General features: G+C 45.8%; 14 protein-coding genes. 7 read left to right on the forward strand and 7 right to left on the reverse strand.

Going from position 1 to position 16953, the window contains the following annotated elements; genetic code table 11:
* Positions 1 to 26: 26 nt before the first annotated feature.
* From NYE65_RS07595 to NYE65_RS07620, 6 genes are all read right to left on the reverse strand, one after another.
* Positions 27 to 1277 carry an amidohydrolase family protein gene (locus NYE65_RS07595; RefSeq protein WP_340860297.1) on the reverse strand — a complete coding sequence of 417 codons (1251 nt, stop codon included), beginning with the start codon at positions 1275 to 1277 and terminating at the stop codon, positions 27 to 29.
* Positions 1278 to 1301: 24 nt separating this feature from the next.
* The gene (locus tag NYE65_RS07600) at positions 1302 to 2549 is read right to left on the reverse strand and encodes an amidohydrolase family protein (RefSeq protein WP_340860298.1); all 1248 of its coding nucleotides are present in this window, start codon (positions 2547 to 2549) and stop codon (positions 1302 to 1304) included.
* A 503-nt stretch (positions 2550 to 3052) separates the two neighbouring features.
* Positions 3053 to 4618, reverse strand: a complete 1566-nt coding sequence (locus tag NYE65_RS07605) for a glutathione ABC transporter substrate-binding protein (protein ID WP_340860299.1) — start codon at positions 4616 to 4618, stop codon at positions 3053 to 3055.
* A gap of 100 nt (positions 4619 to 4718) precedes the next feature.
* Positions 4719 to 6218 carry an amidohydrolase family protein gene (locus NYE65_RS07610; RefSeq protein ID WP_340860301.1) on the reverse strand — a complete coding sequence of 500 codons (1500 nt, stop codon included), beginning with the start codon at positions 6216 to 6218 and terminating at the stop codon, positions 4719 to 4721.
* A 1-nt stretch (position 6219) separates the two neighbouring features.
* Positions 6220 to 7728 carry an amidohydrolase family protein gene (locus NYE65_RS07615; protein WP_340860302.1) on the reverse strand — a complete coding sequence of 503 codons (1509 nt, stop codon included), beginning with the start codon at positions 7726 to 7728 and terminating at the stop codon, positions 6220 to 6222.
* A gap of 65 nt (positions 7729 to 7793) precedes the next feature.
* Positions 7794 to 9350, reverse strand: coding sequence for a glutathione ABC transporter substrate-binding protein (locus tag NYE65_RS07620; protein WP_328109791.1), 1557 nt, complete (start codon positions 9348 to 9350; stop codon positions 7794 to 7796).
* A 210-nt stretch (positions 9351 to 9560) separates the two neighbouring features.
* On the opposite strand from NYE65_RS07620, the gene nikC reads away from it, so the two are divergent.
* From nikC to NYE65_RS07655, 7 genes are all read left to right on the forward strand, one after another.
* Positions 9561 to 10463 (forward strand): nickel transporter permease, encoded by a 903-nt coding sequence (gene nikC, locus NYE65_RS07625; RefSeq protein WP_063575165.1) that lies wholly within the window; start codon positions 9561 to 9563, stop codon positions 10461 to 10463.
* Between the two features lie 12 nt (positions 10464 to 10475).
* The gene (gene nikB / locus NYE65_RS07630; protein ID WP_034304259.1) at positions 10476 to 11396 is read left to right on the forward strand and encodes a nickel ABC transporter permease; all 921 of its coding nucleotides are present in this window, start codon (positions 10476 to 10478) and stop codon (positions 11394 to 11396) included.
* A gap of 12 nt (positions 11397 to 11408) precedes the next feature.
* Positions 11409 to 12431 (forward strand): ABC transporter ATP-binding protein, encoded by a 1023-nt coding sequence (locus tag NYE65_RS07635; protein ID WP_063575164.1) that lies wholly within the window; start codon positions 11409 to 11411, stop codon positions 12429 to 12431.
* Complete coding sequence (locus NYE65_RS07640; protein ID WP_063590112.1) at positions 12431 to 13420, forward strand: ABC transporter ATP-binding protein; 990 nt, start codon at positions 12431 to 12433, stop codon at positions 13418 to 13420. Before NYE65_RS07635 ends, NYE65_RS07640 begins: the two co-directional genes overlap by 1 nt.
* Before the next feature lie 88 nt (positions 13421 to 13508).
* Positions 13509 to 14273: a sensor histidine kinase gene (locus NYE65_RS07645; protein ID WP_034304264.1), complete on the forward strand. Its 765-nt coding sequence runs from the start codon at positions 13509 to 13511 to the stop codon at positions 14271 to 14273.
* The gene (locus tag NYE65_RS07650; RefSeq protein WP_057278356.1) at positions 14270 to 14968 is read left to right on the forward strand and encodes a response regulator transcription factor; all 699 of its coding nucleotides are present in this window, start codon (positions 14270 to 14272) and stop codon (positions 14966 to 14968) included. Before NYE65_RS07645 ends, NYE65_RS07650 begins: the two co-directional genes overlap by 4 nt.
* Positions 14969 to 14971: 3 nt before the next feature.
* Positions 14972 to 16297, forward strand: coding sequence for a transporter (locus NYE65_RS07655; RefSeq protein ID WP_340860308.1), 1326 nt, complete (start codon positions 14972 to 14974; stop codon positions 16295 to 16297).
* A gap of 59 nt (positions 16298 to 16356) precedes the next feature.
* Here NYE65_RS07655 and NYE65_RS07660 read toward each other — a convergent pair whose 3' ends face one another.
* Complete coding sequence (locus tag NYE65_RS07660; protein WP_340860309.1) at positions 16357 to 16944, reverse strand: NAD(P)H-dependent oxidoreductase; 588 nt, start codon at positions 16942 to 16944, stop codon at positions 16357 to 16359.
* Positions 16945 to 16953: the final 9 nt, after the last annotated feature.

The raw sequence follows: 16953 nt of genomic DNA on the forward strand, positions 1-16953 counted from the left end.
ATCTTCTCCCTTCTTGAACCATATCTTCAATTCGACTTCAAGGCAGATTCGCGATCAAGTCCGCCGTAAACCAGGTTTCCATCGACCATGACCGCAGCCCGCGTCGATCTCCTGGTAATTGCCTCGGCAGCACATGATGCATCCACAAAAACCATAGTTGCGTCATTTCCCGCTTTCGGCCATAAACGATTTCCTTCATCGTCCAATGTCTTGACTCCGCCCGTAATGAATTGGAGCGATTGAGACAATGCATACTCGTCCTTCCAGTTGTACCTCTCAGCCAATCGGCCTGCCTTTTCCAGCATATCCCCAGTACCGAATGGGGACCAGGAGTCGTAAAAGCCATCGCAACCGAGAGCAACATGGACACCTTTCTCATGCAGTGAATCAATCGGGGGCATGACCCGGTTGATCGGAACTGTAGACATGATCGCTATCCCCAGGTTTGATAATTCACTGGCCAGTTCATTCGATTCTCCTATTGAAACATCACCAAGTGCAAAAGCATGACTGATGGCCGCTCTGTTCTTCCACCCTGCTTCATCGATCAAAGAAGCCAGTTTTTTGATCGTATATAAACCAAGATGACCGGGATCATGTATATGAATATCAATATCTGCATCAAATTCAACAGCCAAATCTACCATTTCATACAGGGAAGCTTCTATATTATTATCCACCCCGCCAGGATCCAGGCCGCCCACCAAGGACGCCCCTTCTTTCATTGCTTGTCTCATCAACCCTTTTGAATTCGTTCTTAGCAGTCCGTGCTGCGGGAAAGCCACGATCTCGTATGTCATTTTCCCTTTGAAACGATATAGGGCACGTTGAATCTCTTCCAAGTTCTTCATACCAATGTATGGATCGATATTTACATGCGTCCTTACATGCGTTGCCCCGCCGCTTAACAATAGTTGAAGCATCCGTTCAGCCCGGAGCTGTCCAGTTTCAGCCAGTTCTGCAAGCTCTTTTGCTTCTAATTTTAAGCGTTCGATTAAGTTCGGAACCGGAGTGCATGATTTCCATGGCAGTCCTAAATACGTCTTGTCCAGATGGTTATGCATCTCTTTAAAAGGAGGAAGTGCAAGCAGCTTTCTCGCGTCGTGAACAGGACCATCCGTTTTCAAAGGCATAGTTGAAGCCAATTGCAAATCCTCTATGATCCCATTTTTTATATACATGTTGTATGTAGCTGTTTTCGTCCGATCAATTCGTTCATTCTCAAAAACAAATCCACTATCAAGCGTAACGTTTGTAAGCCAGTATGCTTCATTCATCCAATCACTCTCTTTATTAAAAGATTAAACACCTGTCGTCTCAAAAGATGAAATGGATCCGCTAACAACATTGCCCCTGAAGATGACAGCAGCACGCTTCGCCCTTCTAGCCACCGCTTCCGCTGAACAGCTGGCTTCAAGCAAAACGATATTCGCCTCATCCCCGACATTAGGCCATGCCTTGACCCCGTCTTGGTTTAATGAGGTCTTCCCTCCTGTTATGAATTGCAGGCTTTTCGCTAAGGAACGTTCATCAATCATGCGAAACCTCTCTGCAAGGCGACCGGCCTTTTCCAGATTGTCCCCAATCCCAAATGGTGTCCAATGATCAGTGATGCTGTCATTACCCAATTCCACTTTCACCCCTTTTTCATGAAGCAGGGGGATGGGGATCGTTCTGAAGATGGGCACTGTGGATGTAATCGATATTCCTGTTTCCGAAAACCTTTCGGCTATGCCCGTAGCCTCCGGGACTGAAAGATCTGCCAACCCGCTGGCGTGGCTAACCGTGACCCTTCCTTGCCAGCCTGCGTCTTCCGTCAGTGAAGCAAGTCGCTGCATGGTGAAGAGACCAAGTTGATCCGGATCATGTAAATGGACATCGATATCGGAATTGGATTCAACCGCGATATCCATGATCGTTTCTAAGGATCGCTCTATGTTTTCATCAATGGTGGCGGGGTCCACACCTCCTACCAGATTCGCCCCATTCTTCATGGCCTCCCTTATTAACCGAACGGAATCGCTGCGTAAAAGTCCATGCTGTGGGAATGCGACGATTTCATATGTCAATTTATCCTTATAGCCTTCCAGTGCCTGAATGGTCGCTTCCAAGTTCTTCAGTCCGATGACGGGGTCGATGTTGCAATGTGTGCGTATATGGGTAGATCCGAAGTTCAATAATAAATCGAGCATTTTCTCTGCTCTAACTTTAGCGGTAGGCAATAATTCGGGCAGCAAGACCTGCTCTTCCTCTATCCGGGTTTTCACGCCATTAATGGCAGGCATGCAAGCCTTCCACGGACCGCCATAATACGTTTTATCAATGTGGATATGCATTTCCTTAAACGAGGGAACCATCAGGAGACCGTGAACATCATGCTGCGGATCCTGATCCGTTATCGATTCCTTCGCCGATAAAATGGAAGAAATTTTCCCACTTTCAATCTTGATATGGTAATTGCCGGTTTCAGTGCCGGTGATCGTTTCATTTTCATTATAAATAAAACCATTTTCCAAGCGGACATTCGTTAACCAATACGATTGAGACATTACACTCACCCTTTCATTCCAGATTGACTATGCATCACTTTCATTATAGTTTTAAAAATCAACAAATAATTTCAGTATTTTTACTCGTTTTTATGTTATTTTTACTTATTGTGCCAAAGAAAAAGGCTCACCCTAATGGATGAACCCTTCAGACTGAAGACAACTCGATGAAAACTCAGTTTGCCTGCAGTTTTTTAAAAAGTTCAATTGATTGAAGATATCCGCTCCCTTTCTTTTATAGACGTTGATTTCCACTTCAGGCACTCGCTTTCCGCGGGCGGTCCGCCCTCGGCGTTTGCGCCTGTGGGGGTCTCCCTTGGACGCGCTTTTCCCGCAGGAGTCTCGTACCTTCCGTTCCAATCAACTTTGCTTTAAAATCCCTTTCCGCCTGTGGGGTTTCGGCCAGCTAGTAATTCGGCAGGAGTTTCGCAAATCTCTTCCAATGAGGATTACAAGAAAGAATCATTCTTCGGACTCCTAACCCCTTTCCTCTACACACTGCATCACTTGATCGTTACGTCATTTATCTCCAGGTAGCCTGAAGGGCTGATTGAAAATCCTTTTACTTCTTTGGCTACTGCAGCAACATTTTCTATGACCCTTACAGGAATGTACGGGGTGTCAGCCATTTCGATTTCCTGTGCCTCTGCGTATAGTTCTTTGCGTTTCCCTTCTTCTTTTTCCTTCCTGGCGGCATCTATTAAACGATCAACCTTTTGATTGCTGTAAAAGAATGTGTTACCTGCTGCTCCCTGTGATTCCGTATGAAAAAGGTTATATTGATTATAATCAGCATCCCCGGTCGCGTTTCTCCAACTGATGATGAACATTTCCGATTGTCCTTTATTCACTTGTTCCACGAATGAACCGTACTCCATGACCTGTACCTTCAAATTAATCCCGATCCCTTTCAGTTGGGATTGCAGGACCTCAGCCAAGTTGACTCTTTCTTTACTGTCCATTGTCAGGATGGTCGCATCCAAGCCTTTTGAATATCCTGCTTCGGCCATCAGTTTCTTTGCTTCCTTTAAGTTGTAATCATAGGCTTCGAGATCTTCGTTGTACCCGAATACTTTAGAGCCCATCAAGGAGTTCGCCTTTACTCCCACATTATTGAAGACACCCTTGATAATCGAGTCCATCTCAATGGCATGGGCAATGGCTTTACGGACCCTTTCATCATTGAACGGTTCTTTATTGACATTAAAGCCTAAATATTCGGTACCATACCCTTCACTGCGGTAAACATCCATTGCCGGTGATGATTCCACCTGGTCCATGACCGCTACAGGAAGCGGCTCGGCGATATGCGCTTCACCGGTTTCTATCATCGATATCCTCGTGGAGTCTTCCGGGACGACCTTGAAGATGACCTTGTCCACTTTTGGCTCGTCTCCCCAATAGCTGTCGTTTTTCGTCAATGTGATTTCCTGGCCTGGGGACCATGAATCAAAAGCGAAAGGACCGGTTCCATTCGGTTCCTGGATAATCTTTTTGCCGTACTTTTCAATCGTTTTCGGACTGATGATTCCGCCTTCGTGATTCGCCAATATGGAAAGGAGAGGGGAAAAAGGCTCCTTCAGGATGAATTGCACGGTAAATTCATCAACCGGTTTCACCTCTTTCACCATATCGAATACTACCGCTCTGGGAGAAGCGACCGCCGGATCCAATAGTCGATCAAACGTCTTCTTTACCGCATCTGCATTAAATGGTGTGCCATCATGGAACTTTACATCTTCCCTAAGCTTGAATTCCCAGGTCGTGTCATTTATTTGCTTCCATTTTTCTGCTAGCATTGGCTGTATCTCACTATTCTCATCCCGCTTTACAAGACCTTCATAGATTTTATGGTGAGTGACGCTAGCGGCGTTAATCGTGGACATGAACTGCTGATCCAAATTCTCAGCGTCAGATAGGCGGGCAATGACCAATGTACCCCCTCCGTTTGATGCTCTGTTCGGATCACTTTCTGTTGTGCTTACGTCATTGTTAGAAGAACAGCCCGTAATGATGATAGCCATGATCATGACTAGAAAAAGCTTTCCTGCCCCACGTTTTACCCCCATGGTCTTCTACCTCCCAATTTCATTTTTCGAACATTTATCTAATTATAGGAAATATTCTGACTATTTTTTTCGAATATCTTTACTATGTTTTTCATTTTCTTTACTTGTTTTCACAAATGGCTTCTGTAGCGCTTACCGATTCAACGACCTTGAATGATGGCTTAAACAATTCATTCTCGGGAAGCTCCTGATAGTCCCTTTCCATATAGCCTCTTCTCATCTTATTGAAATATTGCTGCCCCTTATATTTGATTTCCGTTAAATCAAGATCGGGGATTTTTTGATCCTTCATGACCACCTTTCCATCGATGATCGATAATTTAACGTCCCTACCGGATCCGCTTGCGAACATGGTTCGAATCGGATCATCGATTACCCCCATATGGAAACCGTCCAGGTCAATCGCGATGATATCCGCCTTGGCCCCCGCAGCGATGCGTCCTAGATCGTTCCTGCCAAGAAAAGCGGCCGCATCCAGTGTGGCTGACCGAAAGAAATCGGCATAGACAGAGCCTTCCGTTTCTCCTGACGCCAGCCGTGAGAGCATACTGCCTGTCCTGACGTTCTGGAACATATCCGGAGGGAATGTGTCCGTTCCAAGGGCTATATTGATCCCAGCCCGTTTATATTTGGCAAAGGATTCTAACGCCTCACCATGCCTCCCGATGATCAGCGGGCAATGGATCACCGTTGTATTCGTTTCCGCAAGCAGCGCCAAGTCATCACCCTGGCCATATTTCGCTTTGCTGTATCCTGAAATAAAGTGGGCGTGCGGGATCCCTGTTCTTGGACCGAGAAAGCCAAGGTCATACAAATATCTGATCGGTGTAACATGATGCGCTTCCCAGATGGCGCTGAATTCAAAACTTCCTTGTGCAGCATGAAGCTTTATGGGTACATTCAATTTTTCGCTGTAATATTTAATCCGTTTTAATTGATCGGCCGTTTGAGACTCAATTCGTTCTGGAGCAAGCATCCCCCTGACCATGCCTTCATGGGCTCCATCGAACTTTTCCACAAACTCGACCGCTTTCCGTAACCCCGCTTCACCGGCTTTTTCATCCCAATGCAGTTTGATTTTCCCGTCAGGCTGGACGGATCTCATTCCTGATTGGAAACTCGGGCCAAGGTAAATCCTTAATCCCAATCGAGCGGCATGTTCTGCGGCAGCTGCCAATTCATCATAGGTTTCAGCCCAGCTTTTATAAAAGACGGAAGTAATGGGCATCGCCGTCGTCACGCCATGCAGTATGAGCTGTGAATAAGCATATAGTGATTTAAACGCTTCTTCTTCCTCGGTCATTAATTCGGGATGTCCGCTTTTTATATAATTCTCCGACCAAAGAAGGTTTTTCTGTCTGTCGGCACCGGCTTCAAAATGTAAAATATCATGGTCAATGTCCCCTAATGCATTTAAATCTATGAACCCGGGACTGATAATCGCATTACCGGCATCCATTACCTCGTCCACTTCTTCTGGATAATTTTTTCCGACATACAAAATCGTGTCTTTTTCATAAACGATCTCCGCGTTTTCCAAAATGACATGATCGCACCCATCATACCCGATTACATATCTTCCTTTAAGTTTGGTTTTCATCTTATTCCCCTTTCACCATCGCGGCAGCGTCTTCGCGTTCGTCATATCGCTTTTCATCCACATAGGCCCTGGCATGGCCCCAGAAATATTTAGTCGGCTGCATATACTTTTCGAGCCCTGCACGCTTTATCGTTGAAAAGGCCTCCTCATTCGCTTCATCAAGCACTGTACTTTCATGGACCGTCCGTACATTCCTGCCTTCCATGATCAATTTTCCATCCACGATGACATGCTCCACATCATTCGCCACAGCTTGAAATACAAGCCGGTGAACATGCATGAATTCAGGGGTCAGGTGAGGCTGATGAAGATTGACCGTAATGACATCCGCTTTTTTCCCGATCTCAAGGGAGCCTATTTCATCATCCCAGCCAATGCATTTCGCAGCATCTATCGTGATCATTTCCAACAGCTTGCCTGGCGGTAAATAATAGTAGTCCCTAAGGGCGGCCTGGTGAACGAACTGTGTTTTCCTCATTACCTGGAACATATCGAAACTTGTCGAAGGGGACGTCCCATCCGTGGAGATTGCGACAGTTGCACCCATCTCCAATAATTCAGTTATCGGGGTACGGGCATGAACCTGGCCAAATCCAGGTGATGCACTGACGTTGGTACCTGTTTCTGCCAGTATTCTTGCCTCATCGAAGGAAATGCCCCGACAGTGCTGTAAATGGACATCCGGACCCAATAGGGCATTTTCCTTATCCTGTATCGCTAAATGGATCATCCCGCCAAAGGCATCTGAGTGAATGCGTGTGTTATATTTCCTGGCAATCTCCCTTATTTTCTTCGCTTGATACAGGTCATGATCAGTCAGCCCATAAAGCCTGTCAGGAGATGTCGGATTGGAGGGATCCACCGATGTAACGATGACAAATGGTGTAATGAAGGCTCTCGTACGGTCCTCATTTGCATGGTTCAGCGCCTCGATCACCGCTTCGGCCCCCTGTAATACTTCTTCATAGGTAACTTCCTTTACCACTCTCTTTCCGTCGATCCATCGGCTGAATGAATGGGGCCATGGAGGATTGCAAGGACCCGTGCATACCACTTCCCTGATTCCCACTTCGGCGTATGCTTTTGCATGATTGATGGCGAAAATCGGTTCATCGGACCGCGGCATGGAACCTAACACGCTCACCCCAGTCGTCACGCCAGCCTTCAATCTCTCAAGGGCGGATAGCTTTCCTTCGTAATACCAAAACTCATCCGTTACAAAATGCTTGTACGTATTCGTCATGATCGGCATCCAAAAATCAATATTCTCCATGGCAATCGTTTTGAACATGGAATGTCCCCCATGCCCATGAACATCTATCAATCCGGGCAATATGCACTGATGGCTGCAATCGATGACTTTTACTGCCTCATACTTCCATTTAAGTTTTTCGGTCGCATCTACAGCTAAAATCCTTCCTTGATGTATGGCGACGGCGCCATCTTGCAGAATTCTCCTGTTTTGATCCATGGTAATGACGGTCCCATGGATTAGCAGTAAATCTATCATACTTTCCCTCCTAATTGAGAAGACAGCATAACATCCTTATGCTGCCTTCCTTTTGTGATGAATTCCTACTTCACGGTTACGTCATCAAGCATTAAATAATTTGCCGGATTCAGCCAAAGCCCTTTAACTGTCCCGCCATACACGGCCAAGTGTTCATAGTTACGGATAGGAACATATGGAACTTCTTCTCTTTCAATTGCCTGTGCCTTCGAATATAGTTCCTTACGTTTATCGCCATTCGATTCTTTACGTGCATTTTCAATCAATTTATCCACTTCCGGATTGCTATAGAATGAACTATTTCCCGCAGCACCTTGGGATTTGCTATTGAAAAGGTTAAATTGATTATAATCTCCATCCCCGGTAGCATTGCCCCAGCCGCCTATCGATACCTGGTGCTCGCCCTTGGCTGTCGCGTCAATGTAAGCCCCATACTCAAGGACTTGAATCTTGACCTTAATGCCAATTCCTTTTAACTGGGATTGAATCACCTCGGCCATATTGATCCTTTCCTTACGGTCACTCGTCGTCAGGGTAAACTCCAAACCATCCTTGACCCCCGCTTCAGTCAAGAGCTTTTTCGATTCATTAATATCATAGTCATAGCCTTTTATATCCGGATCATAACCAAACACCTTTGGACTCATTGTTGAATTTGCCCTCGTGCCAACGTCGTTATAAACCCCTTTGATGATGGAATCGACCTCGATGGCATGAGCGACCGCCTTACGGACCCTTACATCATCAAAGGGCTTTTTCTTAACATTGAAGCTTAAGTATTCAACGGCAAGTCCCTCCGTGCGATATAAATCCATCGTGCCCGACGCTTCGATCCTATCAATCTCCGTCACTGGCACTTGATCGGTCACATGCGCTTCACCCGTTTCAATCATCGCAATCCTCGTGGCATCTTCAGGGACCACCTTGAATACAACCCCATCAATCTTAGGCTTATCCCCCCAATAGTCCTTGTTTTTCGAAAGGGCGATTTCTTCACCAGGCTTCCACGATTTAAAAACGAATGGACCTGTCCCAACAGGGTTTTGCCCCAGTTTGTCACTATTTTCCTTAATCGCTTTAGGGCTGATGATGCTTCCTTCATTACTCACTAAAATCGATAACAGCGGAGCATAAGGATATTTCAGCTTGAATTGTACGGTCGTTTCGTCAATCACTTTAATTTCCTTGATCATTTCCAATTTACCAGCCTGCGGAGAAGCTGTTGCCGGATCCAGTATCCTGTCGAAATTGGTTTTCACCGCTTCGGCATTGAATGGGGCTCCATCATGGAATTTGACTCCCTCCTGCAATTTGAACTCCCAAGTGACATCATCCAGTTGTTTCCACTCTTTTGCGAGCAGCGGTTTAGGATCCATGTTCTTGTCAGGAACGACCAATGTTTGATAAACCTTTTCATAAATGACGTTTGCAGATGGAATGTCTGTTATGAAATGGGGGTCAAGTGTGGTCGCGTCTGATAGGCGCGCGACGATCAGCGTACCTCCTTCTTTCGCTTTTTCTACTGTTTCCTTACTGCCGGTTTCTTCTGTTGCACACCCTGATAAAACGGATGAGATGCCTAATAAAGAAGCAAAAAGCAACCCAATCATACCTTTTCTCATTCTATTTCCTCCCTTTTTAACCTGCCTTTGTTTCTCCAAGTAACTTACAGCTATGAGTACATCGGGCTTACTGTAAATTATAAAAAAAAACCGAATTTTATATTTTCAGAATCTTTACTCTTTTTTTAATTATCTTTACTGCTTTTCCGCATCATATTTACTTCAATCCTTTTTTTGAATAAATTGAATGAAAGAAAAGGAGGAAATCCAATGAAGCCAGAGGTCGTCATCAATAATACCGAATTGAATGTAAAAGAAAGAAAATCTCCGAAACTAAGACACTGGAAAGCCTTTTATAAAAAATTCAAGCGAAATAAATTGGCATTGGTAGGCGGGTACATCGTACTTTTTTATATTTTATTGGCTATCTTTGCCCCTTTGATCTCACCGCAGGATCCCTATGAAATTGATTTGGTCAACAAACTCCAGACTCCATCAGCCGAACATTGGATGGGTACGGATGATAAGGGAAGGGATATTTTAAGCAGATTGTTATATGGAACACGGCTTTCATTAACGGTTGGGTTTGTCTCTGTTTTCTTCGGGGCGTTCATTGGCATACTCCTCGGGTTAGCAGCTGGTTATTACGGGAAATGGATCGATACCGTCATTATGAGAATTGTCGATGTGCTGCTGGCTTTCCCGGGAATACTGCTTGCTCTTGCCATCATTAGTGCCCTTGGTCCGAGCTTGATCAATGTAATGGTAGCGGTCGGCGTCTTTTCGATACCGATGTTTGCCCGGATTGTACGGGGTTCCACACTTTCAGTCAGGAAGCTGGAATATATCGATGCCATTCGTGCTTTGGGAGCGACTGACTTCACGATCATATGCAAACATATTTTTCCGAATATTTTATCACCGGTCATCGTACAAGCTACATTACGTCTGGCAACGGCCATTCTGTCGGCAGCCGGATTGTCCTTCCTGGGACTGGGAGCCCAGCCGCCCTCACCAGAATGGGGAGCTATGCTGAGCAGCGGACGGGATTATTTGTTCAGTGCCCCCCACATCGCTTTGTTTCCGGGGATAGCGATATCAACACTGGTACTTGGTTTCAACATCTTCGGGGACGGACTTAGAGATGCCCTGGATCCAAGAATGAAAAAATAAGGAGGAGAGAAAATGTTCGTATTCATTATCCGGCGGGTACTTCAAACGATACCGGTATTACTGGGAGTAAGTCTTGTTGTTTTCCTCATCATGCAAATGGTCCCGGGAGATCCGGCAACACTGCTTGCAGGTGAAGGAGCGACCAAGGAAACGATTGAATCGCTGCGGCATGAGCTTGGCTTGGATCGTCCAATCCTCTATCAATATGTTGACTATGTCCTTCATGCCGTTCAGGGTGACTTTGGGGAATCACTCCGAAGCAGCCGCCCAGTTTTGGACGAAATCATGGTCCGCTTGCCCATCACCCTTGAACTGGCACTTGCCAGCATATTCATAACCGTTGTACTTGGAATGATCGCAGGAATCATCTCGGCCACCAAGCAATACTCGGCAGCTGACATTTCCATCATGATCGTTGCTTTATTGGGAATCTCGTTACCTAGCTTTTGGCTGGGTCTCATGCTTATCTACTTCTTTTCCGTGAACCTTCATTTGTTTCCGGTTTCAGGTTGGGGAACCTTCAGCCACATGATTCTCCCTGCCATAACCCTTGGGGCCGGCGGAGCGGCCATCGTTGCCAGGATGACCAGGTCGAGCATGCTTGAAGTCGTTCGCCAGGACTATATCCGGACCGCGAGAGCCAAGGGATTGAAAGAATATATCATCATTTATAAACACGGCCTGAAAAATGCACTCATCCCCGTCATTACCGTCGTTGGCCTCCAGTTCGGTGCACTCCTTGGAGGCACGGTATTGACAGAGTCCGTTTTTGCCATCAATGGACTTGGAAGATTGATAGTCGATGCAATCAGGACGAGGGATTTGCCGATGGTCCAAGGCGGGGTCCTCATCGCTTCCGTTATCTTCGTATTCATGAACTTGGCAGTGGATGTCCTCTATCGTTACTTTAACAAAAGAATAGACTTGAACTAAGGAGGTATGATGATGAATCAGGATGCTGATAAAATACTGGAGGTAAAAAATCTGCAGACCCACTTTTTCACTGATGAAGGAACGAGTAAAGCAGTCAATGGGATTAGTTTCTCCCTCAATAAAGGGGAAACGCTCGGAATCGTCGGGGAGTCGGGAAGCGGGAAAAGCATAACATCGCTCTCATTGTTAAGGCTCATTCCATCGCCACCCGGCAAGATTGCCGGCGGCAGCATCCTTTTTAAAGGGGAGGATCTGCTTACGAAGTCTGAAAAACAGATGCGGTCCATACGCGGGAATGAAATTTCGATGATTTTTCAGGAGCCGATGACGTCATTGAATCCCGTATATTCAGCGGGCGAGCAAATTGCGGAAGCGATCCGGCTCCATCAAAAGCTGGGAAAAAAGGAAGCATGGGATAAAGCCGTCGACATGCTTCGGCTCGTCGGGATCCCTTCACCTGAAAAGAGGGCAAAACAGGAGCCGCATGAGCTAAGCGGCGGAATGAGGCAAAGGGTCATGATTGCCATGGCACTTGCCTGCCACCCTGAAGTTTTAATAGCCGATGAACCTACAACAGCACTGGATGTGACGATCCAAGCCCAAATCCTCGAACTGATCAAGACGCTGCAAAAGGATTTCGGGACGGCTGTCATTTTGATTACACATGATTTGGGTGTCGTATACGAAACCTGTGATCGGGTCGCTGTCATGTACGCAGGGAAAATCGTTGAATACACCCTGGCCAAGGAAATATTCACGAACCCTAAACATCCTTACACCATTGGTTTATTGAACTCCCTTCCCCGTCTGGACATGGACCAGGAAGAACTGACCACAATTCCCGGGACCGTTCCAAGCCCTTACAACATGCCCAAGGGATGCAGCTTCGCTCCCCGCTGTGCACATGCGAAGAGCATTTGTGAACAAGCCGTACCGGATCTCCAGGCCATCGGCCCAAGCACGGAGGTCAGCTGCTGGATGTTCACCCCCCAATGGGAGAAGGCATATGAAGCTCAAGAGAAGGTGGGGATTTAATGATGGGTGTACCAGCTGCAGAGAAAAAGGTTCTGCTTAAAGTGGATCAATTGAAGCAATATTTTCCGATCAAGGGTGGATTTTTCGGAAGGACCATCAATCATGTAAAAGCCGTTGATGACATTACCTTCGATATCAAGCAGGGTGAAACCTTAAGCATCGTCGGCGAATCCGGCTGCGGGAAATCGACTACCGGAAGGGCCATCCTTCGATTGGATGAACCGACGAGCGGGAGCATTCACTTTCAGGATAGGGATTTACTGAGTTTAGGCAAAAAAGAAATGCGGCGTACCAGGAAGGATCTGCAGGTTATTTTTCAAGACCCCTTTGCCTCCCTCAACCCAAGACAGACGATCGGCAAAATTCTCGGGGAAGCTTTGGCGATCCAAAATGTAGTCCCTAAAGAAAACCGGAAGAGCCGGATTGAAGAATTATTGGGACATGTCGGGCTGAGACCTGAATCCATGGAAAGATACCCGCACGAATTCAGCGGCGGCCAAAGACAGCGGATCGGGATTGCGCGTGCCCTGGCCGTGGACCCCAAATTGATCATATGTGACGAAGCTGTATCTGCACTGGATGTCTCCATTCAAGCGCAAGTGCTGAATTTATTAAAATCCTTGCAGCGCCAGTTCGATCTTACCTTTCTTTTCATTTCGCATGATTTAGGTGTGGTCAGGCATATCTCGGATCGGGTCATGGTCATGTATCTCGGAAAGATAGTCGAAATAGCCGATAAAAAGTCCATTTTCGAACAGCCGCAGCATCCATATACAAGGGCATTGCTATCAGCCATCCCAGTACCGAATCCTGTTCATGAAAGGGAACGGATCCTATTGACGGGTGATGTCCCGTCACCCATCGACCCGCCAAACGGCTGCCGCTTCCATACACGGTGCCCGTTTGTACAGGATATCTGCAAAACACAGCTGCCCGAACTGAAACGATCGGCACAAAACCATCAAGTGGCTTGTCACATTGTGTCTTAAGCTGTAGATTTCCGGAGGGGTCTTTAGTATGATACTAATAAACAGAATCATTCAAGTTATTTAAAAATATAACAAGCAGAGGTTCTCCATGCTAAGTTACGAGGGATTCACGTTAATTATCATGCTCTTCATTTTAGCTCCCATCATGGGAGCTATCGCTCTTTTATTTCTATTCATATTCGAGAAAAGGATCGATCTTCTTGAAAATAAAAACAAGGAGATCCGCCTGGAGCAAGCACTGCAAGAAGCGCAATATAATAAATTGAACCAGCAGATCCAGCCGCACTTTTTGTTTAATACACTGAATGTCATTCTGGGCTTGGCCCGCCTGAACAGGACGGCAGAATTGATACGGGCCTTAGAGGCTTTTTCGCAATTCCTGAAATTCAAGTATAAAGCATCGGAACCATTGATCCCCCTTTCCCAGGAAATCCAGTATACCCAGCATTATCTCGACATCCAGACCCTTCGCTTCGGCGATCGGCTCAAGATTGATATGGAGTGCCCGGAACCGTTATCAACCGCACTGGTCCCCCCCTTCATTCTCCAGACCTTGGTGGAGAATTCATTTAAACACGGGTTGGAAAAAAAAGTGGGTGAAGCCCTGCTGCATATTCGGTTCTATCTGGAATCGCAGATGGTGTATCTGGAAGTGGCGGATAATGGATTGATGGGAAATGAATCTTCCGTTACGGACGATGGCGGCCATGGCCTCGATAATATCCAAAAACGTTTATATTTGTATTTCAATGACCGTGCACAATTGCATATAGCTTCCAATGAATCGGGAACAAAGGTAGAGGTATCATGGCCGCTGGTTTTTGATAGGAAAATGGAGGAGGCGGAGGAATGAATGTATTATTAGTTGATGACGAACCATTGGTCCTTGAACAAATGGAATATATGATTCAGTCCATATACCCTTTTTGGAAATTTCACAAAGCTGCTGATGCCTGTCAGGCACTGACCCTCAACCAAAATCATAAAATCAACCTCGCTTTCCTGGATATTAATCTGCCGGGGCGATCGGGTCTTGAATTTGGTGAAGACCTAAGGGCACTGAACAAAGAAGTCGAAATCATCATGGTGACCGCGCATCAAAGTTTCGATTATGCCCAGCAATCCATCAGGATAGGCGTGGTTGATTATTTAACGAAACCTGTAATCGAAAGTGATTTGCATAAAGTCCTTGCCAAGTATGACAAAAGGGAATCTTCACATAACTATTCAACACTTATTCACCATTCGCTTTCATTCATTCATGAAAACTATGCCGAAAAACTCTCCCTTTCGGACATCGCCCGTGAAGTGCATACCAATCCGACTTATTTAAGCAGGAAATTCCATGAAGAAGTCGGCACTTCGTTTTCGGAATATTTAATGCACTATAGAATAAAGGCCGCAAAAAGGGCCTTGACCAATAACACCAGCTGGAGCATATCAGACGTCGCTGAAAAATCGGGTTTCAATAGCCAGCATTATTTCAGCACTTTATTCCGGAAGATAGAGGGAATCACGCCCAAGGAGTTCCGCGAGAAAGGAAAATGAACATTGCGATCACGTACATTTCAAGAATACGTACAAGGTCCCATTCAAATCGGGATGGGCTTGGGGATCATCTCCCTCCTGGCACGCTGGGTGACAGGCACCACAATATTATCCTCCCCTGAATCGATGGTGAAGTATGGAGTTTTCGGAGGGATCGGATACGCCCTGATGGGAGCGATCGCCCTGTTCATGTTCAGCCTCATCGGGAAGAGGGTCCGGCAGGATTTCCCCGAGGGCTTGACCATCGGGGACTATTTAAAAGCCCGGCTCCATCCCCTCGGATATTGGATATTGATCGTGATCCTGGTCATAACCAGCTTACACATTTTATTCATTCAGGGAATGGCCGCGTCCACCCTATGTCAGTTTCTTTTCGATACGCCCCTCTATGTCGGGCTGTTCTTTTTTTTCGCTTTCTGTGTCCTTTATGCTGGATTCGGCGGGTTAAAGCTCATTCATGGATTCGCCGCTTTTCAGGTCATATCCATGTTTGCCGCAGTTATCTTGATTCCTTTATACTTTTTCGTCAAGGAAGGGATTCAGCCTGTTTATGATGGGATTCGTTTATACCATCCATACATGCTCGTAATCAATAAGTATGATCTATGGAGTTTTCTTTTTGCAGGACTTCTTGTCGGGTTCGGCCAGTTTTTCTTTGACCTGACTTCGTGGCAGCGATTATTCATGATAGAAATGAAAAAGGTTCGATTGACATTCTCTTTATCCGGCCTTATATGGATCATATTCCCGCTCTCCTTTTCATCCCTGTTCATCATGGTAATCTTTACGGGCGGCTTCACTGATATACACTCGATTCTGGCTGGATTGGCAAATAAAATAACGACACCATTCTTTTTCATCCTTTTTGTGCTCTGCGCCATCAGTGCAATCACCTCAACATTCGGTGCCTGCCTGCATTCATTGGTAAGCCTGATCGTAGCCAATATTCTTGAACCATTACAAACAGAAAAAAGCGACCAGCAAAAAATAAGGATGGCCTGCCTGCTTTCGATCTGTATTGGAGGATTGGTTTTCGTTGCTACACTCTTCTATTCCCCAAACCTATTGGAGCTCTTATTTTATTCAGGCAATATATATTCGGCTTTGCTGGCTCCAATCCTGGTTATCGTATTCAGTAAAGGAAAAGTCGCTGATTACATACCGATAAGCGCGGTCCTGGCGATTGTGGCTTCATACATCATCCAGCCTCATGTAAGTGAATTCCAAAGCATATGGTTCAGCGGATTGGCTTCATTGACGATCCTGTTGATTTGTACGATCCTTACCCTCATCAAGAACAAATGGAGGATCGTGAAAACAAAACCATGAATACGGCCACCCCCCATTCATTATGCATGAATGGGGTTCTTCTTTAATCCCGTAAAAACTTAGCTAGCCACCTTCCTGAAATACCGATAAACCTTTTCTAGCTTTTGCGTTTGTTTCCCCTTTGGGCTTTCCATATTACCGAATTCGAAAAACTTCACTTTCTTGATCCCGACAAAATTGAATAGTGCTCTTTTCATCAATATTTTATGCGCATCATTCAACCAGAGAAGCGGATACTTTGCAGGTCCCTTCATCGTGGACACACATACGACCGACTTTCCATTCAGAAGGCCTTCCGGGAACAAGCCCTTTTTATCCCTGTAGGCAAAATTTGCAGAAAATAATTGATCGATGTATCCCATCAGCATGGCCGGTGGCCTCCCCCACCAGATCGGATAAACAAAGACAATCTTGTCGGCCCAATTAATTTGATTTCTATATTTTTCAAACTGAGGATCACGATGCATTTCACGCCTTCGTTTATGCTCATTGAACTCCAAGAGCGGATTGAAGCCCTCTTCATATAAATCCAAGACCTGCAGCCCCTTTATGTTCGGGTTCTCCTTACTTCCCTTGACGACTTTTTCTAAAAAAGCATGGCTTAGGCTTTTATGATTTGGATATGTGTAGATGACCAGCATGTTCATGACGTACCC

The sequence above is a fragment of the Peribacillus sp. FSL R5-0717 genome (genome assembly GCF_038002945.1).
Lineage (GTDB): Bacteria > Bacillota > Bacilli > Bacillales > DSM-1321 > Peribacillus > Peribacillus frigoritolerans.